General features: G+C 48.9%; 20 protein-coding genes. 2 read left to right on the forward strand and 18 right to left on the reverse strand.

All coding sequences use genetic code 11. The features are described 5' to 3' along the window. Positions 1–22 precede the first annotated feature (22 nt). Positions 23–922, forward strand: a complete 900-nt coding sequence (locus AC5SV9_RS05425; RefSeq protein WP_417703320.1) for a GGDEF domain-containing protein — start codon at positions 23–25, stop codon at positions 920–922. A 2-nt stretch (positions 923–924) separates the two neighbouring features. Here the strand turns inward: AC5SV9_RS05425 and tilS are convergent, their stop codons facing one another. The 18 genes from tilS to rpsB form a co-directional block, all read right to left on the reverse strand. Continuing rightward, complete coding sequence (gene tilS, locus AC5SV9_RS05430) at positions 925–2,220, reverse strand: tRNA lysidine(34) synthetase TilS (RefSeq protein WP_475146983.1); 1,296 nt, start codon at positions 2,218–2,220, stop codon at positions 925–927. A 102-nt stretch (positions 2,221–2,322) separates the two neighbouring features. After that, positions 2,323–3,279, reverse strand: coding sequence for an acetyl-CoA carboxylase carboxyl transferase subunit alpha (gene accA / locus AC5SV9_RS05435; RefSeq protein ID WP_475146986.1), 957 nt, complete (start codon positions 3,277–3,279; stop codon positions 2,323–2,325). Between the two features lie 17 nt (positions 3,280–3,296). After that, on the reverse strand, positions 3,297–6,767 hold the full coding sequence (gene dnaE / locus AC5SV9_RS05440; protein WP_475146989.1) for a DNA polymerase III subunit alpha: 3,471 nt from the start codon (positions 6,765–6,767) through the stop codon (positions 3,297–3,299). After that, positions 6,764–7,363, reverse strand: coding sequence for a ribonuclease HII (gene rnhB / locus AC5SV9_RS05445; RefSeq protein WP_475146991.1), 600 nt, complete (start codon positions 7,361–7,363; stop codon positions 6,764–6,766). Before rnhB ends, dnaE begins: the two co-directional genes overlap by 4 nt. Beyond that, positions 7,341–8,504 carry a lipid-A-disaccharide synthase gene (lpxB, locus tag AC5SV9_RS05450; RefSeq protein WP_475146993.1) on the reverse strand — a complete coding sequence of 388 codons (1,164 nt, stop codon included), beginning with the start codon at positions 8,502–8,504 and terminating at the stop codon, positions 7,341–7,343. Before lpxB ends, rnhB begins: the two co-directional genes overlap by 23 nt. Next, entirely contained in the window at positions 8,504–9,295 is a 792-nt protein-coding gene (gene lpxA, locus AC5SV9_RS05455) for an acyl-ACP--UDP-N-acetylglucosamine O-acyltransferase (protein WP_475146995.1), read from the reverse strand. The genes lpxB and lpxA overlap by 1 nt, the downstream gene beginning before the upstream one ends. Then, entirely contained in the window at positions 9,276–9,728 is a 453-nt protein-coding gene (fabZ, locus tag AC5SV9_RS05460) for a 3-hydroxyacyl-ACP dehydratase FabZ (protein ID WP_475146996.1), read from the reverse strand. Before fabZ ends, lpxA begins: the two co-directional genes overlap by 20 nt. A 2-nt stretch (positions 9,729–9,730) precedes the next feature. Beyond that, a complete protein-coding gene (gene lpxD / locus AC5SV9_RS05465) occupies positions 9,731–10,795 on the reverse strand; it encodes a UDP-3-O-(3-hydroxymyristoyl)glucosamine N-acyltransferase (RefSeq protein WP_475146998.1) in 1,065 nt (354 codons plus the stop codon). Continuing rightward, positions 10,795–11,313, reverse strand: a complete 519-nt coding sequence (locus AC5SV9_RS05470) for an OmpH/Skp family outer membrane protein (RefSeq protein WP_134057115.1) — start codon at positions 11,311–11,313, stop codon at positions 10,795–10,797. Before AC5SV9_RS05470 ends, lpxD begins: the two co-directional genes overlap by 1 nt. 24 nt (positions 11,314–11,337) lie before the next feature. Further along, the gene (gene bamA / locus AC5SV9_RS05475; RefSeq protein ID WP_134057117.1) at positions 11,338–13,827 is read right to left on the reverse strand and encodes an outer membrane protein assembly factor BamA; all 2,490 of its coding nucleotides are present in this window, start codon (positions 13,825–13,827) and stop codon (positions 11,338–11,340) included. 26 nt (positions 13,828–13,853) lie between these two features. Continuing rightward, positions 13,854–15,209: a sigma E protease regulator RseP gene (gene rseP / locus AC5SV9_RS05480; RefSeq protein ID WP_475147001.1), complete on the reverse strand. Its 1,356-nt coding sequence runs from the start codon at positions 15,207–15,209 to the stop codon at positions 13,854–13,856. After that, on the reverse strand, positions 15,209–16,402 hold the full coding sequence (gene ispC / locus AC5SV9_RS05485; protein WP_475147002.1) for a 1-deoxy-D-xylulose-5-phosphate reductoisomerase: 1,194 nt from the start codon (positions 16,400–16,402) through the stop codon (positions 15,209–15,211). The genes rseP and ispC overlap by 1 nt, the downstream gene beginning before the upstream one ends. Next, entirely contained in the window at positions 16,402–17,265 is an 864-nt protein-coding gene (locus AC5SV9_RS05490) for a phosphatidate cytidylyltransferase (RefSeq protein WP_475147004.1), read from the reverse strand. The genes ispC and AC5SV9_RS05490 overlap by 1 nt, the downstream gene beginning before the upstream one ends. Before the next feature lie 5 nt (positions 17,266–17,270). After that, entirely contained in the window at positions 17,271–18,035 is a 765-nt protein-coding gene (gene uppS, locus AC5SV9_RS05495; RefSeq protein ID WP_475147006.1) for a polyprenyl diphosphate synthase, read from the reverse strand. A gap of 139 nt (positions 18,036–18,174) precedes the next feature. Then, entirely contained in the window at positions 18,175–18,732 is a 558-nt protein-coding gene (frr, locus tag AC5SV9_RS05500) for a ribosome recycling factor (RefSeq protein ID WP_475147007.1), read from the reverse strand. A 60-nt stretch (positions 18,733–18,792) separates the two neighbouring features. Beyond that, entirely contained in the window at positions 18,793–19,533 is a 741-nt protein-coding gene (gene pyrH, locus AC5SV9_RS05505; RefSeq protein ID WP_226767624.1) for a UMP kinase, read from the reverse strand. A gap of 120 nt (positions 19,534–19,653) precedes the next feature. After that, positions 19,654–20,526, reverse strand: coding sequence for a translation elongation factor Ts (gene tsf / locus AC5SV9_RS05510; RefSeq protein ID WP_475147008.1), 873 nt, complete (start codon positions 20,524–20,526; stop codon positions 19,654–19,656). Between the two features lie 105 nt (positions 20,527–20,631). Continuing rightward, the gene (rpsB, locus tag AC5SV9_RS05515; protein WP_134057133.1) at positions 20,632–21,360 is read right to left on the reverse strand and encodes a 30S ribosomal protein S2; all 729 of its coding nucleotides are present in this window, start codon (positions 21,358–21,360) and stop codon (positions 20,632–20,634) included. Positions 21,361–21,681: 321 nt separating this feature from the next. On the opposite strand from rpsB, the gene map reads away from it, so the two are divergent. Continuing rightward, complete coding sequence (gene map / locus AC5SV9_RS05520; protein ID WP_475147010.1) at positions 21,682–22,470, forward strand: type I methionyl aminopeptidase; 789 nt, start codon at positions 21,682–21,684, stop codon at positions 22,468–22,470. Positions 22,471–22,480: the final 10 nt, after the last annotated feature.

Genomic DNA, 22,480 nt, shown 5'->3' on the forward strand with positions numbered 1-22,480 from the left:
AACGCAATAATGGGCCATGATTATGGAATACCTGCTAGTACAAGATGTCGCTTTAAGTACAGCTCCCAGCTACGCCGCCGTAACTAAGTTACAAAGCTGGCCGCAGCTGCCGGAATGCACTGAGCAAAGCCTGGTAAGCCAGTTACAAACCACTTTGGATATTCAGCAGCAGCTAAATATTGTGTCGATGGCGGCCGGCAAAGTTTTGCCGCTGTCATCACTGACGGTTAAAACCGCTGTAGGAGACTTTACTGCCAGTGGGTCCTGCGCGGCCGATTTTGAGTATAAAAGCGTGCTGGTGCTAAACCAGCAATGCCTCGCTGAGCTTATTTACCAAAGCGACTACGCTTTTACACCGATGATCCAACGCGAGCTGTTATTACTTGAAAGCGAGTGGCTGTTTGCTTTGCGTAATGCATTGGTCGTCAGCCGGCTGCAGCAAATGGCCTTGAAAGACACCTTAACAGGCCTGGGCAACCGTCGCTTTTTTGACGACAGCTTTGAGAAAACAGTGCAACTGGCAAAACGTCATAATGATAGCTGTGCACTGATCCTGCTTGATCTGGATAATTTTAAGCAAGTCAATGATAATGCGGGTCACAGTGCCGGTGATGAGATCCTGCTTGCCGTTGCCGATACGCTGCGTGATATGCTGCGCTGCACTGACAGTTTATTCCGTTTTGGCGGGGATGAATTTGCAGTTCTGCTGTCGGGTCAAGACACCGGTAGCGCCGAACTGGTTGCCAGACGGCTGGTCAGAGCAATTAATCAGCACCACCGCTGTCAGCAACACAATGTCAGCGCCAGTGCTGGTTTAGCACTGCTAAAACCCGAGCAAGACGGCAAACACTTGTTTGCGGCGGCCGACAGTGCCCTGTATGCGGCAAAAGAAGCGGGAAAAAGCACGGTAAGGGTAGCCTAGGGCTAACGCTGCCAGCTGCACCAGCAACTGGCCTGTTCAGGCGCTGCGCTGCTGGCGTAGCCTGCCACAGCAACTATCTGCCCGTCAACCATCAGCAGCGGTACACGTTGCCGCTCCCACGGCGGCACCTGCCATAACTTAAACCATTGCTTTAGCGGTTTCGTTATGGTCGAACCGGCAGGTTTAAAACGCTGACTAAGCTTGCTGAACCCCCACTGCCCCGATGCTACTCCGAGAGGCAATGCGCCATCTTTATAGCCAGATGAGAAGTCCAACTGACCACAACCGGCAGGTAATGTAACCGAGCCTTCGGATTGCCAAAGCCCATTTTCTGTTGGTTGTTCTACCCCGGCCTCTGTCAGCAGATACAAAGCGCCAGCAAAACGGCGCAATTGGTACTGTGCCAACACTAAAACCGGGCTGGCATCTTCACGTGCGTTTATCATGTCCCGCTTTAAGGTGTCGAGCCATTGTGTCTCAGGATTCAGGCCGTAGCCCAATAGCCAGCGCCGCAGCACCAGATCCTGTTGTAATGGCACAAACTGAATTAGCTCAGAGAGTAAAAGACGGTTGCCACGCTGACAAAGTAGCAACGCGTTATCGGTGTAATAGTCGGCTAACTGCTGCAAATTCGCTACATGCTGCATACTGCGCATCGCAGTATGTGCAAAGTGCGGCCAGCGCTGGCACAAAACAGGCGTCAGTTGCTGGCGTATGAAATTACGGTCAAACCGCATATCGCTATTGCTGTCATCTTCTATCCATTGCAGCTGGTGCTGCATGGCGTAGTGCTGCAACTCACGGCGGCTAAACGCTAGCAGCGGCCTGCTGATAACGCCGGCAGCGAAATCACGCTGCTGCGCTATGCCACTGAGACCAGCCGGCCCGGAGCCACGTTTTAACGCCAGCAGAAGGCTCTCCAACTGGTCGTCGCTATGATGTGCTGTCAGCAGTATATGCTTATCTGAACTGATAAATTCTGCCAGTGCCTGATAGCGTGCTTCGCGCGCTTTATGCTCCAGGTTATCCCGACCGGCAATATTAACTTTGCGCATCGCAAAGGCTACCTGCAGTCTGGCACATTGCGCCGCACAAAATTCTGCCCAGCTGTCCGCGTACTGACTGATACCGTGATGGACATAAACAGCGCTTAACGTAAATGGTTGCACTTGTCTGGTTTGTGCCAGCAGATGCAGCAATACCATAGAATCCAGCCCGCCACTTAATGCCAGCACCAGCTGGTTATCCGGGCGTAGCGTTAAGGTCTCAATAATATAGCTCGAGTTCAGTTCAGGCATATGGGCGTTAATTCTGTTGGCCGGACAATATCAAGTCAGCTCAGGCTAGCATAAAATAAAAAGCCAGTGCAGAGGCACTGGCTTAGAACGGCGTCACACAACTTAACAGTAGCCGTAAGACATCAAACGCTTATAACGCACATCCAGCAACTCTTTCTCGCTCATTTTCTGCAGTTTCTGCAAATCACGCAGCAATGCCTGCTTTAACGTTTGTGCCATCTGTTCGGGCGCACGATGTGCCCCGCCCAAAGGCTCGGGGAACACTTCATCGATAAGCTTAAGCTCTTTGATACGCTCAGCGGTAATACCCATCGCATCTGCAGCCAACGGCGCCTTCTCTGCACTTTTCCATAAAATAGATGCACAGCCTTCAGGTGAAATCACCGAGTAAGTACTGTACTGCAGCATATTCACTTTGTCGCCTACGCCAATTGCCAGAGCACCGCCAGACCCACCTTCACCTATTACAGTACAGATCACCGGCACCTTAAGCCCGGCCATCACTTTCAGGTTGCGGGCAATCGCTTCAGACTGCCCCCGCTCTTCGGCGCCGATCCCAGGGTAAGCACCCGGCGTATCGATAAAAGTAATAATCGGCATTTTAAAGCGTTCGGCCATTTCCATCAGCCTTAACGCTTTACGGTAACCTTCCGGGCGCGGCATACCAAAATTACGCTTTATTTTTTCCCGGGTATCACGACCTTTCTGATGGCCTATTACCATCACCGGAATATCGCCCAGCCGGGCCGTACCACCGACAATAGCCTGATCGTTTGCAAAAGTGCGATCACCGGCTAAGTCGTCAAAATCGGTAAACATATGCCGGATGTAATCCAGCGTATAAGGCCGAAGTGGATGGCGGGCTAACTGTGCCACCTGCCAGGCTCCCAGTTCAGCAAAGATTTTTTTGGTCAGGCCAAGACTTTTTTCTTTTAGTTTGTTTATTTCTTCTTCCAGGCCCAGATCGTAATCGCCGTTACGGCTGACGTTACGTAATTCGTCTATTTTTGCTTCAAGTTCAGCAATAGGTTGCTCAAACTCTAAATAATTCAGCATCATCGACTGTCACTACCTAATTAATTAAATTCCAGTTCTATTGTTGCCAATTGTTTTAACTGGTGCAACAAAGCATCGGCCGGTGTCACCCACCACTGCGTTCCTAATTGCAACATCACTTCGCCTTCCTGGCGCTGATAACGCAGCTTCACCGGCACAGTACCTGCTTTAAACTCGCCCAGCACCTGCTGCAATCTTTGCAGGTAATTGTGGTCTATTTGCGGCGATTGTACAGTGATATTCAACGATCTCAGAGATTTTTCCCGAACCTGAGTAATCTCGCTGACATCGCGGCCGGTCATTGTAAGGCCACCGTTAAAATCATCAAAGCTGACCTGTCCCGTTATTACCAAAATACGGTCTTTTTGCAGCTGTTGCTCAAAGGATTCCAGCAAATCGGGGAAAAATCGTACATCCAGCCGGGCTGACTTATCATCCAGCGTCACAATAGCCCAGCGCCGGCCCTTTTTGTTAATCATGATCCGCACCGACACGACTAAACCAGCTACTGTAACACTTTGATCTTTCTTAGTGGGTTGCAGCTCTACCAGGCGGCAATTGACATAACGGGGGATCTCATCAAGATAGCGGTTTATCGGGTGTCCGGTTAAATACAGCCCCAAGGTTTCACGCTCACCTTCCAGCCATACTTCATCCGCCCAGGGTTCAACCTGTTTAAATGCGGCAGCGGCATGCTCTGGCTCCGGACTTAATAAGCCGAATAAATCATCCTGCCCTACCGCCTGGGCTTTAGCATGTTGCTCAGCGGCTTTCATTGCCTCTTCCAGTGTTGCAGAAAGTGCGGCTCTGTGCGGCCCTAACCTGTCCATTGCACCGGACAAAATCAGCTTTTCAATCACACGACGATTCAGTTTCTTTAAATCGACTTTAGCGCAAAAATCGAATAAATCGGTAAAAGCGCCGTGTTTGTTGCGCGCCTCTAAAATAGCGTCAATCGGGCCTTCACCCACACCTTTTATTGCGCCGATACCATAAACAATATGGCCCTGCTCGTTCACCGTGAACTTATAAACACCGGCATTGACATCTGGCGGAATAAGTTTGAGTTTCATCCGCTCGCACTCATCGACCAGGGTGACAATTTTATCGGTGTTGTCCATATCAGCCGACATTACTGCTGCCATAAACTCGGCAGGGTAATGTGCTTTCATCCACAATGTCTGATAAGACACCAGCGCATAAGCGGCAGAGTGAGATTTATTGAACCCGTAACCGGCGAATTTTTCCACCAGATCGAAAATTTTCATCGCCAGATCAGGGTCAATACCATTGTTGGCGGCACCTTGTTGGAAGGTGTCCCGCTGCTTGGCCATTTCCTCCGGCTTTTTCTTGCCCATAGCACGGCGCAACAAGTCTGCACCACCAAGCGAGTAGCCAGAGAGTACCTGCGCTATCTGCATTACCTGTTCCTGATACAGGATAATGCCGTAGGTTGGCTCCAAAATAGGTTGCAACGATTCATGCTGCCAGGTCGCATCCGGATATGAAATTTCTTCGCGGCCACGTTTTCGGTCGATAAAGTTATCTACCATGCCCGATTGCAGAGGGCCGGGCCGGAACAACGCCACCAATGCGATCATGTCTTCGAAACAGTCTGGCTGCAGACGGCGAATAAGATCTTTCATACCACGTGATTCCAGCTGGAATACCGCTGTGGTATCCGCTTTCATCAGCATGTCGTAACTTTTCTTATCGGTCAGCGGTATGCTGTTAATATCAACCAGCGGCTTGCCTTCACGCGTTAAGCGGGCATTAGCCATGTTCACAGCCCACTGCAAAATGGTCAGTGTCCGCAAGCCCAGGAAGTCAAATTTTACCAGGCCGGCATATTCAACGTCGTTTTTATCAAACTGGGTAACCGGGTTGTTACCTTCGTCATCGCAATACAGCGGAGAGAAATCGGTAATTTTGGTTGGCGCAATAACCACTCCACCGGCGTGTTTACCGGCATTACGGGTTACGCCTTCAAGCTGACGTGCCATATCGATCAGGTCTTTTACTTCCTGATCCTGCTCGTACAACTCTGGCAAGCGCGGCTCTTCTTTAAACGCTTGCTCCAGCGTCATACCTGGCGTAGGCGGTATCAATTTAGAAATGCGATCGACGAAACCATACGGATGGCCCAATACCCGGCCAACATCACGGATAACAGCTTTGGCCGCCATGGTACCAAAGGTAATAATCTGCGACACCGCTTCGCGGCCGTACATATCAGCCACGTGGTCAATGACTTCGTCACGCCGGTCCATACAAAAATCGACGTCGAAATCAGGCATTGATACCCGTTCAGGGTTCAGAAAACGTTCAAATAGCAGATCGAATTCCAGCGGGTCCAGATCGGTAATTTTAAGCGCGTACGCCACCAGTGAACCGGCACCCGACCCCCGTCCCGGCCCGACCGGAATGTCGTTGTCTTTACTCCACTGAATAAACTCCATCACCACCAGGAAGTAGCCCGGAAACCCCATCTGATTGATAACGTCCAGCTCTATCTGCAAACGTTCATCGTATTCAACACGTTTTTGCTGCCGTATAGTTTCATCCGGAAATAACTGTACTAAACGATCTTCCAGACCTTCGCGCGATTTCATCACCAAAAAATCAGCATCGGTCATACCGCCAGTCGGGAATGCCGGCAGAAAATATTCACCAAGACGAATAGTGACATTACAGCGTTTGGCTATTTCGACCGAGTTTTCCAGCGCTTCGGGTAAATCAGCAAAGAGCTGCTGCATTTCCTGCTCAGATTTCAGGTATTGCTGATCGGTGTAGTTTTTCGGGCGGCGCTTGTCATCCAGTGTAAAACCATCATGAATAGCAACGCGTATTTCATGGGCCGGAAAATCCTCTGGCTGCAAAAACACCACTTCGTTGGTCGCGACCAGCGGCAAGTCATGCTGCTCTGCCAAGGTTACGGCTTTCTGAATGTATAGCTCTTCATCGGCGCGACCAGTGCGGATGAGCTCCAGATAAAAACGGTCCGGAAAATATTGCTGATAAAAGGCCGTTAATTCATTTACCGACTGCTGATTTTCTTTCAGTAATGCCTTGCCCAGTAAACCGTCTTTACCAGCCGATAGGATAATGACACCCTGCGCATACTCGGCCAGCCAGTCGTGCTCTATCTGAGGTTTATCATCGACATGCCCACGCAGATAAGCTTTAGAAATAAGCTGGCTTAAATTCTGATAACCAGTGTTATCTGCCGCCAGCAGTAACATGCGGCTACTTTCACTGCCAAACAAAGGGTGCTGCACGTAGCAGTCAACGCCTACTATGGGCTTAATTCCGGCATCGTGAGCTGTACTGTAAAAGCGCACCAGGCCACAAAAGTTCATTTGGTCCGTCAGTGCCAATGCTGGCATATTCAGCTTCTGCGCAGCTTTAACGATAGGTTTGACCTTGGCGACACCGTCTACCATCGAGAAATCGCTGTGTACACGCAAATGAATAAATGCCGGGTTACTCATATGCTTTGCTGCTCCAGTACCAGCCTGACAGGTTTAAAACTGCGCCTGTGCTCAGGTAACACACCATACTGTGCAATAGCTGCCAGGTGGGCGGCAGTGGGGTAACCTTTGTGGTCAGCAAAACCAAACTGCGGGTGTTGTAGATGCAATGCCTGCATTTCTTCATCACGCGCCACCTTGGCTAAAATAGAGGCAGCACTGATTTCAGGTACCAGCAAGTCGCCTTTAATAACAGCAGAAGCAGGTACGCCAAATTCAGTGGTACGGTTACCGTCAACCAACACCCACTCCGGCTGAATGGCTAAAGCCGCTACGGCACGGCGCATAGCCAGCATGGTGGCATGCAATATGTTCAGCTGATCGATTTCTGCCGGTTCTGCCCTGCCCAGTGCCCAGCACAACGCTTGCTGTTTAATTTGGGCTGCCAGTTCATTACGACGTTTTTCGGACAGTTTTTTTGAATCTGTCAGGCCGGCGACAGGCCTGGCCGGGTCCAGAATAACAGCAGCCGTCACCACAGCACCAATAAGCGGGCCGCGGCCAACTTCATCTACACCACAAATTAGCCTGACGTCAGGTCGCTGGTACAACATCATCGTTCACTACCTGTAAAATAGCCTGCGCTGCTTTTACGCTGGCGTCGCATTTTATGCGTTGATGAATGTCCCGGTATTGAAGCAGCAGTGACTGCCGATCAGCAGATAGCAACGGCAGCATAGCGGAACTGAGCGCCTGTGGTGTTACCTCATGCTGCAATAACTCTGTGACCATGCCGTGCCCGGCCAGTAAATTAGGCAAACTAAAATGTGAAAGCTTCACCAGGCGTTTGCCAATCTGATAAGTCAGCCAGTTTGCACGGTACGCAACGACCATCAGGCATTTAGCCAACATGGCTTCTAACGTTGCTGTACCCGAAGTAATAAAAGTCGCATCTGACGCCAGTAAAACCTGGCGCGCCTGTCCGGTAAACTCTCTGATCAGCAAACCAGGTGCCATTTGTTGCCTAATGGCATTGAACTGATCAGCCTTGCTCGAAGTCACCATGTTAGTTACAAACTGCAACTGCGGTATTTGCTGCTGCAGCAATAATGCCGCTTGAAGAAAATCCGGTGCCAGCAATTTAATTTCGTTAGTGCGGCTACCAGGCATAATAGCCAGCACCGGTCTTGCGGGATCAAGCCCCAGCTCAACTTTAGCCTTGGCTTTGTCGACATCCAGCGGCATATTATCCGCCATCGTATGGCCAACAAAGGTACAGGGTATCTGATACTTATCGTAAAAGGCTTTCTCAAACGGTAACAATGACAACACCATATCCGTTGCCGCTGCAATTTTAAAAATACGTTTATGTCGCCAGGCCCAGACAGACGGGCTGACGTAATGTACGGTTTTAATCCCGGCCTGTTTCAGTTTAAGCTCTACCGGCAGGTTAAAATCGGGCGCATCGATACCAACAAAGACATCGGGCTTATCCGCCAACAGTGCGGCCAGGATTTCACGCTTCACCTGCAGTAAACGTGGCAAGCGGCCTAGCACTTCAACAATGCCCATTACCGCCAGCTCTTCCATGTCAAATAACGCGGTAAACCCCAAAGCCTGCATCCGAGGCCCGCCAATACCATAAAACACGGCATCCGGATGCTGCACTTTAAGCGCAGTGATAAGGTCGGCACCTAAAATATCGCCGGAGTGTTCCCCGGCGATAATGGCTACTTTCAGTGGTTTATCCGCCGGCATCAGCGCACTATGCCTCTGCTGGCGTTGGCTATGAAGTCAGTAAACAGTTTAAGCTCCGGCACCTCTGCTGCTTTTTCTTCCAATGCTGTCAGCGCTTCAGCTACGGTCTGACCTTTACGGTACACTTCTTTGTAAGCACGGCGTATTTCCAACAGCGCTTCGCTGCTATAGCCGCGGCGTTTCAAGCCTTCGGTATTAATACCGGCAGGTACACAAGGAGCACCGTGCACCATCAGATATGGCGGGACATCTTTTAATACTATAGAACCGCCACCACAAAACGCGTGGGCACCGATATGTACAAACTGATGCACACCGGTCATGCCGCCCAGAATAGCCCAGTCACCTACATGAACGTGCCCGGCAGCCTGAGCACCACTGGCGAAGATGGTGTAATCACCAATCACGCAGTCATGAGCAATATGAGTGGTGTTCATAAACAGATTATGGCTGCCAATAATGGTTTTACCCTGATCCTGAATAGTACCACGGTGTACTGAACAGCCTTCACGAAACACATTGTAATCACCGACAATCAGCTCGGTTGGCTCACCTTTATACTTCTTGTCCTGACAATCTTCACCGATACTGGCAAACTGAAAGAAGTGGTTGCCTTTGCCGATAGTGCTAGGACCTTTAATCGCAACATGCGATTCCAGAACGCAATCATCGCCAAGCACAACATTAGGGCCGATATAACAAAACGGACCAACTTTTACATTATTGCCAAGCTTAGCACTGGCATCAATTACCGCCGTTGGATGGATCACGTTAGAGTTCTCTTCTGGCACACATCAGCTCAGCCGAGCAGACAATCTGGCCTTCAACTTTCGCTTCGCCGTAAAACTTCCACATGTTGCGGCGCTCTTTCAGAAACTTCACTTCCAATACCATTGTATCACCGGGTATTACCGGCTTTTTAAAACGTGCTTCGTCAATCGCAGCAAAAAGATACAATTCGTTTTCAGACCGCTCTGTCACCGTTTTAAAACCCAGAATACCGGTAGCCTGTGCCAGCGCCTCCAGTATTAATACACCTGGGAAAATGGGCATACCGGGGAAATGCCCGGTAAAAATAGGCTCATTCACCGTGACATTTTTTATTGCCGTCAGGCTTTCACCCGGCGTGTAATCCAGCACCCGGTCGATTAGCAAGAATGGATAACGATGTGGCAATAAAGCCATAATTTCCTGGATTTGCAGGCTGTTAAGTTGGTTAGCCAAAGCTATTCCTCTGTCTGGTGGTCAGCGTTTTGTGCCGGAAGCACAGTGGCAAGCTGTTTTTCAAGTTGCTTAACCCGCTGATATAGTTGATCTATTTGTCGTAACTTAGCCGTGTTTTTACGCCACTCTTGATTCGTGGTGGCAGGAATACCCGACGAGTATATGCCTTTTTCTGTGATCGGCTTCATAACCATTGCCATGCCAGTGATATTAGCACCGTCACAAATTTCCATATGACCGTTAATAACCACTGCGCCACCTATTATACAGTAGCGTCCTATTTTGGTGCTGCCCGCAACAACAGTACAACCGGCTATAGCGGTATGATCGCCTATTTTTACGTTATGAGCAATCTGGCATTGGTTATCAATAATGACGTTATTACCAATGATGGTATCTTCTACCGCACCGCGATCTATAGTCGTATTGGCGCCAATCTCTGTATCGTCGCCCAAAATGACAGTGCCGGTTTGCGGGATCTTCAGCCAGGTGCCACGCTCGTTGGCAAAGCCAAAACCATCAGCGCCTAACACCGCGCCACTATGAACAATACAGCGCTGACCAATACGTACGCGATGATATACCGTGGCGTTAGCCCATATTTTGCTGTTGTCTGCAATGCTGGCCTGTTCGCCGATAAAGCATCCAGCGCCTACCTGGACATTGTTGCCAAGTTGCACGCCGGCTGATACCACAGCATTGGCGCCAATGGAGACGTTATCGCCAAGTACTGCACTGCCGTCAACGACAGCTGTAGGATGAATACCGCAAGCAACCGCAGGTGTATTGTCCAGCAACTGCGCAACACGAGCGAAAGCCGTATAAGGATTTGCAACCACCAGCGCAGCCACACCTGGGGCTACAAAAGAAATGTCTTCCTGAGTAATCAGCACCGCAGAGGCTGCAGTTTCTGAAAGAAATTTTCGATATTTACTGTTTGAGAGAAAACTGATTTGCCCTGATTGGGCATTTTCCAGTGTCGCAGTAGAAGTAATTTGGCAATCTGCATCACCAATCAGCTGAGCGCCTAAGCGCTCAGCCAGTTCAGAAAGAATAAAACGTGCCATTATTTTGCTTTGCTTACCTGAGCAACAACTGCTTCAGAAATATCAAACTCAGGCTTGGCATATACTGCAGCGCCAGAGTTTAATACCATATCGAACTTTTCACGCTCAGCCACTACATCAATTGCGGCTTTAATCAGCGCTAACACTTTATTGCGTTCCTCAGCCTGACGGGTACGGATTTCTTCATCCAACGGACGAGCCAACTGCTCATACTGCTGGCGCTGGCTGGTTACAGTAGCTTTGAGCTCTTCCTGCTGTTTTTCGCTCATTGTCGGGCCATCGCGGCGCAACTTCTCAATGTTGAAACCGATGTCTTTTTCCAGCTTACCAACGGCTTCAATACGCTGGGCAAACTCATTTTTAATCGTTTCCTGCATAGCTGCTGACTGAGGGATTTTAGCGGCAACCGCCTGAACATCAACATAAGCAATTTTCATTTCTTTAGCGGCAACAGTGCCAGCCATCAATAAACCTGCAACCAGAATCATTGCCGATTTTACTGCACGCATATTTAACATCTTTTATTCCCTATTTTTTCTAATCTAGAATGTTGTACCAATATTGAAACTAAAGTTCTCTTGTAAATCACCTTCCTGCTTTTTAATGATTTTTGCCAGGCTGAAGGTGAGCGGGCCCATAGGCGAAATCCACTGTAAAGATACACCAGCTGTCGCCCGAAACAAACCAGCATCTGAATAATCTATCAGCTGCGGTTGTTGCTGGCTGGTCTGAATTTGCCGCAGACCATTGTACCGATTAATATCAAACTCGGTATCCCAGACGTTACCGGCATCAACAAACAGGCTGGTTCGTACTGAGTTACGGTAGTCATCACTTAAAAACGGCGTTGGTGTGATAAGCTCCAATGTTAACACTGCCAGCGCATTACCACCTATCGAGCGTTGCGACACTTGGTAGCTGTCATTTTCCGGACCACTTGGGTAACTGCCTGCACCTGTGCCGCTACCAGGTAAGCCTGGTACTGAGTCAGCATAGCGGTAAATAGCATGCGGACCGATAATACGGCTTTCAAAACCACGCAGATTCTGGCCACCGGCGTAATAATTTTCAATAAATGGCAGGGTATAATCATAGCCATTTTTGTCGCCGTAGCCGTTGCCATAACCCAGTTCTATTTTCGACAGGAATGACCAGGCGTGGTCATTGCTCAGCGGAATATAATTACGCGCTTCGAAAGACGTTTTAAAGAACTGCAAATCAGAGTTCGGGGTGCTGGCTTTAATGCTGGCACCTAAGTAATGACCTGCGGTGGGGAACAAGCCCCGGTTCAGCGTACTGCGAACCCAACCTGCAGTTAACTCATAGTTGGTAAAGTGGTATCCACCATCCGGATTCTGTGCATCCAACAAGACTGCCCGGAAGTGGCGTAGCTGATCGTACTCGTTGATCGAGTTGATTTTGTTAACGACGTAGTTAGCACCGAAGTTTAACCGGTTGTATTCGTTAATTGGGTAGCCTACGTTGGCACCAAAACCATAACGCGTCTGGTTATACGCTTCCAGGTTAGAAGATGCACTGCTGTAGTCAACATCGGAGTAGAATACCTGGCCACCCAGGCTGACACCATCCAGCGTGAAATAAGGATCGGTGTACGTCATGCTGATAGATTTTTGATACTTATTGGTATTTAGGCTAATGCCGGCGCTGTTACCGGTACCAAAGAAGTTCTCTTGCTGCACGCCAATCTGGAACGACAACCCCATATAGTTACCGTAAGAAATACCTGCATTGAAGCTACCTGATGGCTGTTCTTTTACCGTAAAGGCAACATCAATCAGGTCGTCTTCGCCAGCAACCGGCAGCGTTTCAAACTCTACGCTTTCCATATACGGCAGACGCTGAATACGGTTTTTGGATAATTCCAACGCATCATTAGACAGCCAAGCACCTTCCATTTGCCTTAGCTCACGGCGTAACACTTCATCTTTAGTGGTGGCGTTACCTTTCATATCAATACGGCGCACATATACACGTTTGCCCGGATCAACGCTGATCGTCAGCTCCACTTCTTTGGTGTCATCATTAATTTGCGGGATAGTACGCACTTTAGAATTAGCATAGCCAAAACGCGCCAGCAACTTAGCAATACTTTCTTCGGTGTAGGTCACTAAAGCACCGTTATACAGCTGACCTTCCTTTAACGGCATAATTTTGGTGATAAAGTCTTCCTGGCCAATCAGGTCACCAACAAACTTAACGCCTTTAATGGTATATTTTTCGCCTTCAGTCACGTTAAGTGTGACATATACCGATTCTTTATCCGGGCTGACCGACACCTGTTCAGAGTCGACTTTAAAGCGTAAGTACCCTCTGTCGAGGTAGTAGCTGTTAATCTTTTCAATATCGCCCTGCAGGGTTTGCTTCTGATAACGGTCGGATGACATAAAACGCCACCAGGGCAAGTCTTGTTTAGATTCTATATCCTGCAGTAGTTCTTCATCGGAAAACAGCTTGTTACCAACGATATTAATTTGACGAACTGAGGCTGGATCACCCTCTTCGAACTTGATTTTCAGGTTTACCCGGTTACGAGGCAGATACGTTACTTCAATATCTACCTTCGCCTGATATTTACCAACACCGTGATAGAATTCTGTCAGGCCATTTTCAATACTCTTTAGTATTGTCTTATCCAGAGGTTCGCCCACTTCGACCTTATTACCAGACAAGCTTTCTGTCAGTTGGTCTTCTTTAATATCTTTATTACCATCAAATTCAATCGCATTGATTGTAGGGCGTTCACGCAACCGATAGATAACAGTATTGCCATCACGAAAAACTTTTATATCGTCAAAGTGACCCGCAGCATAAAGTGTACGGATACTGCGTGACAGATTAAATTCTGTAATAGTATCACCCACGTTAAAGGGCAAATTATTCAACGCCGCACCCAGCGCCACGCGTTGCAGGCCTTCTACCTGAATATCCTGAACCGTAAAAGATTCTTCAGCGAGCACCGAGCTACTGGCAGAGGCAAGTAACATCGCAGCTACTAATCGTTTAATTGTCATTATTTGAACTACTTATGATTAGTTATTTACAATCGAGAAATATCGTTGAGCAGCGCAATTCCCATTAACGTCAGCAGGATTAGCGCTCCAAACCGGAAACCTATTTCCTGCGTCTTTTCAGAGACAGGTTTACCACGCATTAGTTCCAGCAGCATATACATTAAATGTCCGCCGTCCAGCACCGGTAATGGCAGCAAATTAATGACGGCTAAGTTAACACTTATCAGCGCCAAAAACGATAAAAAAGCAACCAAACCTATACTGGCTGTGGTGCCGGCACCTTGTGCAATCGAGATAGGGCCGCTAAGGTGCTTGACGGATACATCGCCGGTGACCAGCTTGCCTATCATGGAAAAGCTCAGCCGCGTTAACTGCCAGGTATGCGCCAACCCTGCGGTAATCGCATCAAACACACCATAGCGCTGGGTATACAACACGCCTTCAGGCCACTCACTGACTTTGGGTGACACCCCCAGAATACCTTGTGAGAAACCATCTTTGGTTTCAATCCGTCCGGGCGTTACCTGTAATTCAAGCTCGCGGCCATCACGCAGCAACATGATATTAAGCGGCTGCTCCGGTGAGTTACTGACAATGGTTTGAATTTGTGTCCAGTTATCGATGAGCTCATCATCGATACGCACAATCTTATCGTCAACGAGGATACCGGCTTTTTCCGCCGCAGAGTCTGGTGCAACTGTTGCAATGTCAGTCAATGCCTGCGGCCGGGCTAAGTTCAGCCCGAGGCTACTGAACACGCTTTGTTTTTCTGGGTCAAAACGCCAGTTGCGGGTATCCAGCACCACGCTATGCTCTTGCAGCGTAGCAACATCTTTCAGGCCTACGGTAATACTGTCGCTACCAATTTGCTCTACCAGTAGCAGATTCACACTACCCGCATCCGTTGCAGAATGTTGATTCACAGACACGATCTGCTGCTGCGCTGTTACGCCAGCCTGTGCTGCAATCGACTGTGGCTCAATTGACGCAATGACCGGGCGCATCGTTTGCACCCCGAGCATGTACATCAGCCAGAGTGCAAACACGGCAAAGATGAAATTGGCAGCAGGGCCGGCAGCGATAATAGCCATGCGCTGCCAAACCGTTTTATGGTTGAAAGCCAGATCTTTAAACTGTGGCAGCACCGGATCTACGCGTTCATCCAGCATTCGCACATAGCCACCAAGCGGAATAGCAGCAATAACAAATTCTGTTCCCTGTTTATCCCGCCAGCGCAGTAAAGCCTTACCAAAACCGATAGAAAAACGCTTTACCAGCACGCCATTTTTACGGGCGACCCAGAAGTGACCGAACTCATGCACTGTGATCAGCACACCCAGCGCGACGATAAACGACAGTAAATTCCAGATCGCACCGGACATCAGGACAAATTCCTCAGTTGTTGTTGGGCATGCACTCTAGCCTCATTATCAAGCGCCAATATATCATCCAGCGTGCTGACACGGAAGCCAGTGTATCTGCTAAGACTTAGCGCATTAACGCGTGCAATGTCAGTAAAGCGAAGCTTGCCAGCTAAAAAAGCTGCGACAGCAACCTCATTTGCGGCATTCAAAGCTGTGGTGGCCCCTTGGCCGTCTGCGCAGGCAGTCATTGCAAGATAAAGATTGGGGTAACGCTCAGGCTCAGGCTCTGTGAAAGTAAAATCACGCATTTGCTTAAAGTTAAGCGGGGAAACCGGGCTGGAAATACGCTTTGGGAACGCCAGAGCGTGGGCAATCGGAGTACGCATATCAGGCTGGCCTAACTGCGCCAGTACCGAGCCATCGGTGTACTGCACCATGGAATGAATAATGCTTTGCGGGTGGATAACCACTTCGATATCGCTGGCCTGACAGTTAAACAGCCAGCGCGCTTCAATAAACTCCAGGCCTTTATTCATCATAGTGGCACTGTCGACAGAAATTTTATGTCCCATGCTCCAGTTTGGATGTGCAACCGCCTGTGCCGGTGTAATAAACGGAAATTCAGCTAAAGGAGTATGCAGAAAAGGGCCACCACTGCCGGTCAGCAACAATTTACCGATGCCGAAGTGTTGGATCTTTTGATCGTGGGTATGCTGCTGTAGAGCAGCAGGCAGACATTGAAAAATAGCATTATGCTCGCTGTCTATCGGCAGCAAGGTTGCCCCATGTTGCGACACCTTACTCATAAACAGCTCACCGCTCATTACCAGCGCTTCTTTGTTGGCCAGTAATACTGTCTTACCCTGTTCAACCGCAGCCAGTGTCGGTAATAAACCTGCCGCCCCCACAATAGCTGCCATCACGATGTCTGCATCTGCGTGTGCGGCCAGTTGGCACAGGGCATCAACGCCTGTTAATACTTCAGTTGGGCAACCTGCCAGCTTTAGCTCAGTTGCCAGCGTCTTAGCGGCTTGTGCATCCAGCATAGCGGCATAACGCGGTTTGAATTGCAGGCATTGCTGCAATAGTTTTTCGTACTGGCTGGCCGCGGTAAGCGCCAGCACCTGATAAGCCTCAGGATGTGCGGCAAGCACAGATAAAGTACTGACACCAATAGACCCGGTAGAGCCCAGGATCACCACATTACGCATCAGTAAAAGCCGCCATACAGTGCCACGATAATAGCAAACAGTGGTGCCGTAGCCGTCAGGCTGTCGATCCGGTCAAGGATGCCACCATGGCCAGGCAGAAAAGCGCCACTGTCTTTTTTACCTGCCACGCGCTTAAACATGCTTTCAGTTAAGTCACCAAATACCGACAATACCGTCAGCAACAACGCCGAAACATACCAAATACCGGTTTGAGCGGGCCAGTTTTGCAGCCATGCCACGACCGTTACAACCAATGCGACCAGCGCCAAACCACCAAGCATCCCTTCAACTGTTTTACCCGGGCTGACTTTGGGCAGCAATTTATGTTTGCCAAAAGGCTTACCGACAATATAGCCACCTATGTCGGCTGCCCACACCAGCGCCAGCAGACAGAAAATTAGCCAGGCCCCGGTAAAATTCGATGCGGTGTAATCAGTTGAACGGATAAACAGTACCGCTACCCAGGCCGGTATTAACGTTAACCACCCCATCAGCGCCTTACCCCAGTCACTTCCCGCCCACAATTTTTGGCTTTTGGGGTAAGTTAATACCAGTACTATCGCCAGTACCCACCAACCAATACCTGCCAAAAGTAACGTGCTTAACAATACATTTTGCTCTACAGGCCAGTGCAGTGGCGCTGGCCATTGCCAGTAAAGCAGAGCGAAAATAATGGCCGTAAGTATGACATATACCCCGCGCATAGCGTTGCTGGCAAGACCACACAAGCCACTCCATTCCCAGGCACCCAGTAAAAATGCCGCAGAAATAAACAATGCAAACCCGGCTAACGGCAAATAAAAAACCGCCATCAGTGCCAGAGGCGCCAGAATCAGCGCAGTGATTACCCGTTGTTTAAACAATATCGTTATCCTTTAGCTTGCAGCGCCAGTTGCCGGACTTGTTCCCCAGTGCAGCCAAAACGCCGCTCACGGTTGACAAAAGCCGCTATTGCTTCAGAAAACACCTGCTGATCAAAATCAGGCCACAGTGTTTCTGTAAACCATAGCTCGGCGTAAGCTGCCTGCCACAGTAAAAAATTGCTGATGCGTAAGTCTCCGCCGGTACGGATCAACAAATCCAGTTCAGGTTGGTCATGCATTTGTACTTGCTTAGCAAATAGCTGCTCGTCTATCTGCTGCGCATCTAACACGCCCTGACTAACTTGCTTTGCCAACTCCCGGGCAGCATTAACCATATCCCAGCGTCCACCGTAATTGGCAGCAATATTTAGTGTCAGCGCAGTGTTATCAGCTGTAAGTTGTTCTGCCTGAGCAATACTGGCACGTAATTTATCGCTAAATGCTGATAAATCACCAATAATTTTTAACCGCACATTGTGTTTATGCAGTGTTTTCACTTCACTTTGCAACACCATCAGAAACAGTTGCATCAGTGTTGATACTTCATCTTCCGGACGGCGCCAGTTTTCACTGCTAAAAGCAAATAATGTCAGCGACTGTATACCCAGTTCCCGACAAAAACTCACACTGCGGCGTACAGCTTCTACGCCTTTTTTATGGCCCCAGACCCGTGGCTTTCCCTGGCGCTGCGCCCAGCGGCCATTGCCATCCATAATAATTGCCACGTGTCTTGGCAAACTGTGCGCTTCGAGCTGCGTCATTGCAGTCATAGGTGTGCTCTGTCCTTCCACAGACCAATCAGACGACCTCTGATTGATCTTGTTGCCATGCAAAATAAAATGCCAAATAGAAAAAAGCGCCGTAAAGCCCGAGCGTCACGACGCTAATTCTGTAACATGGCAGTGTAATTTACACTTCCATTAACTCTTTTTCTTTCTCCGCTAATACTTCATCAATCCGCTTGATAAAGCTATCGGTGATTTTCTGAATTTCATCTGTCGCGCGGCGCTCGTCATCTTCACTGATTTCTTTATCTTTTTGCAGTGATTTTAAATCAGCGTTGGCGTCACGACGGATATTACGCACCGCAACACGGCCGCCTTCAGCTTCATTGCGCACCAGTTTCACCAGGCTCTTACGGCGCTCTTCAGTCAGCGGTGGCAGTGGTACACGGATAACGGTACCGGCAGACATTGGGTTTAAACCTAAGTCTGATGCCATAATGGCTTTTTCTACCGCAGCAGTCAGGCTCTTATCAAATACGGTGATAGCCAGCGTACGGGCATCTTCTATTGACACGTTACCCACCTGGCGCAGAGGCGTATCTGCGCCGTAATAAGACACCATAATACCGTCAAGTAAGCTGGGGTGAGCGCGACCAGTACGTACTTTGGTTAACTGGCCTTTGAGCGCTTCCACGCTTTTTTCCATCCGTACTTTGCTGTCTTTAATAATGTCGTTAATCACGATCTATATCCTTTTTTATTCGTTGCAACTGTTCACAGATGCAGTACCAAGCCAGGTAGTTTACTGTAAATTTTCTGCGTGGTCGATTACTGTGCCTTCCTGCTCGCCCATAATCACGCGTTTTAAGGCGCCGGCTGTGTTCATATTAAACACACGGATCTGCAGATTGTGATCCCGCGCCAGTGTAAATGCAGCAAGGTCCATTACTTTCAATTCTTTTTCAAGCACTTCAGTGTAAGTTAACTGATGATATAATGTCGCCGTTGGGTCTTTTACCGGGTCTGCGGAGAATACACCATCTACTTTAGTGGCTTTTAATACAGCATCTGCTTCAATTTCAATACCGCGCAAACAGGCAGCAGAATCGGTGGTAAAAAACGGGTTACCGGTACCGGCAGAAAAAATCACCACCCGGCCTGACTTTAACAAACTAATGGCCTCAGCCCAGCTGTAGTTATCACACACACCGTTTAATGGGATAGCGCTCATCATTCGGGCATTAACGTATGCACGGTGCAAAGCGTCACGCATTGCCAACCCGTTCATTACTGTCGCCAGCATGCCCATATGGTCGCCGACTACACGGTTCATACCGGCTTTGGCCAAACCTTCGCCGCGGAAAATGTTGCCGCCACCAATAACGATACCCACCTGCACACCCAGTTCAACCAGTTCTTTGATTTCCTGCGCCATTCTGTCGAGCACTTTAGGGTCAATACCAAAGCCTTCTTCCCCCATCAGCGCTTCGCCACTGAGTTTTAGTAATATTCTGCGGTAAGTCGGTTTTGGGTTCGTGCTCATGACATCCTCGTAGTACTGGATAAAGTTAGGAATGTTGCGGATAAAAAAACCGCGGCTCAGTCAGTAAGACTGAAAGCCGCGGTTATTCTAGCGTTTTTTGCCGTCAGGCAGAAGAATAAATTACTTCTTAGCGGCTGCGATTTGTGCAGCTACTTCTGCAGCGAAGTCTTCTTCTTTCTTCTCGATACCTTCACCTACTTCTAAGCGGATGAAAGAAACAGCTTTCGCGCCGTTTTGTTTCAGGAATTCACCGGTAGTGATAGACGGGTCTTTCACGAACGGCTGACCTGTTAAGCTCACTTCGCCAGTGAACTTGCTCATACGGCCTGCAACCATCTTTTCAGCGATTTCTTTTGGCTTACCAGAGTTAACCGCGATATCGATTTGGATTTCGCGCTCACGCTCTACCACTTCAGCAGAAACGTCTTCAGGGTTAACATAACCTGGGTTGTTAGCAGCAATGTGCATCGCTACATCTTTAGCGATCTCTTCGTTACCGCCTTCCAGCACAGCTAATACACCGATACGGCCTGAGTGCACATACTGGCCGATTACCGAGCCTTCAACAACAGCAGCACGACGTACATTGATGTTTTCACCGATTTTCGCAACTAAAGTTGCACGGGTATCTTCAACTGAAGTGCCGTTTAAATCAGCCGCTAAAATAGCTTCTGCAGTGAACAACTTGTTAGCATGAGCTAAATCAGCAACAGCGTTAGCAAACGCCAGGAAGCTGGCATCACGGGCTACGAAGTCAGTTTCACAGTTAAATTCGATAGCTAAACCTAAACCGTTCGCTACGCGAGTAATAATGGTACCTTCAGCGGCAATACGGCCAGCTTTCTTGGCAGCTTTGGCCAGACCACTTTTACGCATGGCATCGATTGCTGCTTCGATATCACCAGCAGTCTCTTCCAATGCTTTTTTACAATCCATCATGCCAGCGCCAGTGCGCTCGCGAAGTTCTTTTACTAAAGCGGCAGTTACAGCCATGGGAGCTTCCTCGTAATAATTCTGGTTGGACAAACAGGGGCCTTGGCCCCTGTCGCAATTTTGCACTGTTTAGCGCAAGCTTAGCCTGCGCTAATGACAGAGAAATTACTCTGCTTCAACGAAGGCTTCGGCTTCAGCCTGTACTTCGATGTTTTTGTCACGACCTTCCAGGATAGCCTGACCTACAGCACCCAGGTATAACTGGATAGCGCGGATCGCGTCATCGTTACCTGGAACTACATAGTCAACGCCTTTTGGATCAGAGTTGGTATCAACGATAGATACAACCGGAATACCCAGGTTGTTAGCTTCTTTGATCGCAATGTGTTCATGGTCAGCGTCGATCACGAACAGCACGTCTGGCAAGCCGCCCATGTCTTTAATACCGCCTAAGCTCTTTTCCAGCTTATCCATTTCACGGGTACGGTCTAAAGCTTCTTTTTTCGTCAGCTTGTCGAAAGTACCGTCCTGGCTTTGCGCTTCCAGATCTTTTAAACGCTTGATTGACTGACGTACTGTTTTCCAGTTAGTCAGCATACCACCTAACCAGCGGTGGTTTACGTAGAACTGATCAGACTTAATTGCAGCTTCTTTGATAGCTTCAGAGGCAGCACGCTTAGTACCTACGAACAGGATTTTGCCCTTTTTCGCAGCAACTTGCTGAATGAATGCCAGTGCATCGTTCATCATAGGAACAGTTTGTTCCAGGTTGATGATATGTACTTTGTTACGCGCGCCGAAAATGAATGGCTTCATTTTTGGGTTCCAGTAACGGGTTTGGTGACCGAAGTGCACGCCCGCCTGGAGCATGTCGCGCATAGAAACTTTTGCCATGATTTAAATTCCTGTATAAGGGGTTAAGCCTCCATGTATCCCATATGCCGACCCTGGTCTGACTGTGTTTCAGTGCAGAGCAAAGCACCCCGGAATATGTGTCGATACATGTGTGTTTTGTTTACGTTACGCCCATTAAGCAGGCTTTGGGTCTAACTAAGAACAAAATGGTTCTGTAATAGACTGCAAAGCGATTTGCTAATTTGCGGCGCGCTTTATACCATAGACACCTTACAAACACAATCAAATGTGTATTTTTACAGCAGTACAGCAGGCTCAAAGCACTGCAGGTATTGGCTAAGTATTACGAAGAGAGCAGGCATGACAGCAACCATCAAAACCCCGGCAGAAATTGAAAAAATGCGTGTAGCAGGCCGGCTTGCCGCCGACGTGCTGGAAATGATCGAACCCTATGTTAAAGCCGGTGTCACCACCGATGAGTTGAATACTCTTTGCCACGATTATATCGTCAACGAGCAGCAGGCCATTCCGGCGCCGTTGAATTATCACGGCTTCCCCAAATCTATCTGTACGTCTGTCAATCAGGTAATTTGCCACGGCATCCCGGCCGATAAGAAGCTCAAAGAGGGCGACATCATTAATATTGACATTACTGTCATTAAAGATGGCTACCACGGCGATACCTCTAAGATGTTTGTGGTAGGAAAGCCTAGCATTATGGCAGAGCGCTTGATCCGCATAACACAGGAATGCATGTACCTGGGCCTTAAAAAAGTGAAAAACGGTGTGCGTCTGGGTGACATTGGCCATGTTATTCAGCAACATGCCGAAAAGCACAGTTACTCTGTGGTGCGTGAATACTGTGGCCATGGCATAGGGGCGGTATTCCACGAAGACCCACAAGTGCTGCACTACGGCAGACCCGGTACCGGTGAAGTGCTGAAAACAGGTATGTGCCTGACGATAGAGCCGATGATTAACGCCGGCGGCCGCCACAGCAAGTTGCTGGCCGATGGCTGGACAGTAGTGACGAAAGATCGCAGTTTATCTGCCCAATTTGAGCACACTATTCTGGTGACGGACACCGGCTGCGAAATTTTAACGCTGCGCAGCGATGACACCATTGAGCGCATTTTAACCGCAGAATAATAACGGAGTA

The sequence above is a fragment of the Rheinheimera sp. ATLC3 genome (genome assembly GCF_059429535.1).

Excerpts from the sequence above, each read along its gene's own strand:
- tilS (WP_475146983.1), bottom strand. The coding sequence starts at position 2,220 with ATGCCTGAACTGAACTCGAGCTATATTATTGAGACCTTAACGCTACGC.
- rseP (WP_475147001.1), bottom strand. The coding sequence starts at position 15,209 with ATGTCCGGTGCGATCTGGAATTTACTGTCGTTTATCGTCGCGCTGGGT.
- accA (WP_475146986.1), bottom strand. The coding sequence starts at position 3,279 with ATGATGCTGAATTATTTAGAGTTTGAGCAACCTATTGCTGAACTTGAA.
- AC5SV9_RS05470 (WP_134057115.1), bottom strand. The coding sequence starts at position 11,313 with ATGTTAAATATGCGTGCAGTAAAATCGGCAATGATTCTGGTTGCAGGT.
- uppS (WP_475147006.1), bottom strand. The coding sequence starts at position 18,035 with ATGACTGCAATGACGCAGCTCGAAGCGCACAGTTTGCCAAGACACGTG.
- AC5SV9_RS05425 (WP_417703320.1), top strand. The coding sequence starts at position 23 with ATGGAATACCTGCTAGTACAAGATGTCGCTTTAAGTACAGCTCCCAGC.
- rpsB (WP_134057133.1), bottom strand. The coding sequence starts at position 21,360 with ATGGCAAAAGTTTCTATGCGCGACATGCTCCAGGCGGGCGTGCACTTC.
- map (WP_475147010.1), top strand. The coding sequence starts at position 21,682 with ATGACAGCAACCATCAAAACCCCGGCAGAAATTGAAAAAATGCGTGTA.
- bamA (WP_134057117.1), bottom strand. The coding sequence starts at position 13,827 with ATGACAATTAAACGATTAGTAGCTGCGATGTTACTTGCCTCTGCCAGT.
- tsf (WP_475147008.1), bottom strand. The coding sequence starts at position 20,526 with ATGGCTGTAACTGCCGCTTTAGTAAAAGAACTTCGCGAGCGCACTGGC.
- ispC (WP_475147002.1), bottom strand. The coding sequence starts at position 16,402 with ATGCGTAATGTGGTGATCCTGGGCTCTACCGGGTCTATTGGTGTCAGT.
- pyrH (WP_226767624.1), bottom strand. The coding sequence starts at position 19,533 with ATGAGCACGAACCCAAAACCGACTTACCGCAGAATATTACTAAAACTC.
- lpxD (WP_475146998.1), bottom strand. The coding sequence starts at position 10,795 with ATGGCACGTTTTATTCTTTCTGAACTGGCTGAGCGCTTAGGCGCTCAG.
- dnaE (WP_475146989.1), bottom strand. The coding sequence starts at position 6,767 with ATGAGTAACCCGGCATTTATTCATTTGCGTGTACACAGCGATTTCTCG.
- rnhB (WP_475146991.1), bottom strand. The coding sequence starts at position 7,363 with ATGATGTTGTACCAGCGACCTGACGTCAGGCTAATTTGTGGTGTAGAT.
- lpxB (WP_475146993.1), bottom strand. The coding sequence starts at position 8,504 with ATGCCGGCGGATAAACCACTGAAAGTAGCCATTATCGCCGGGGAACAC.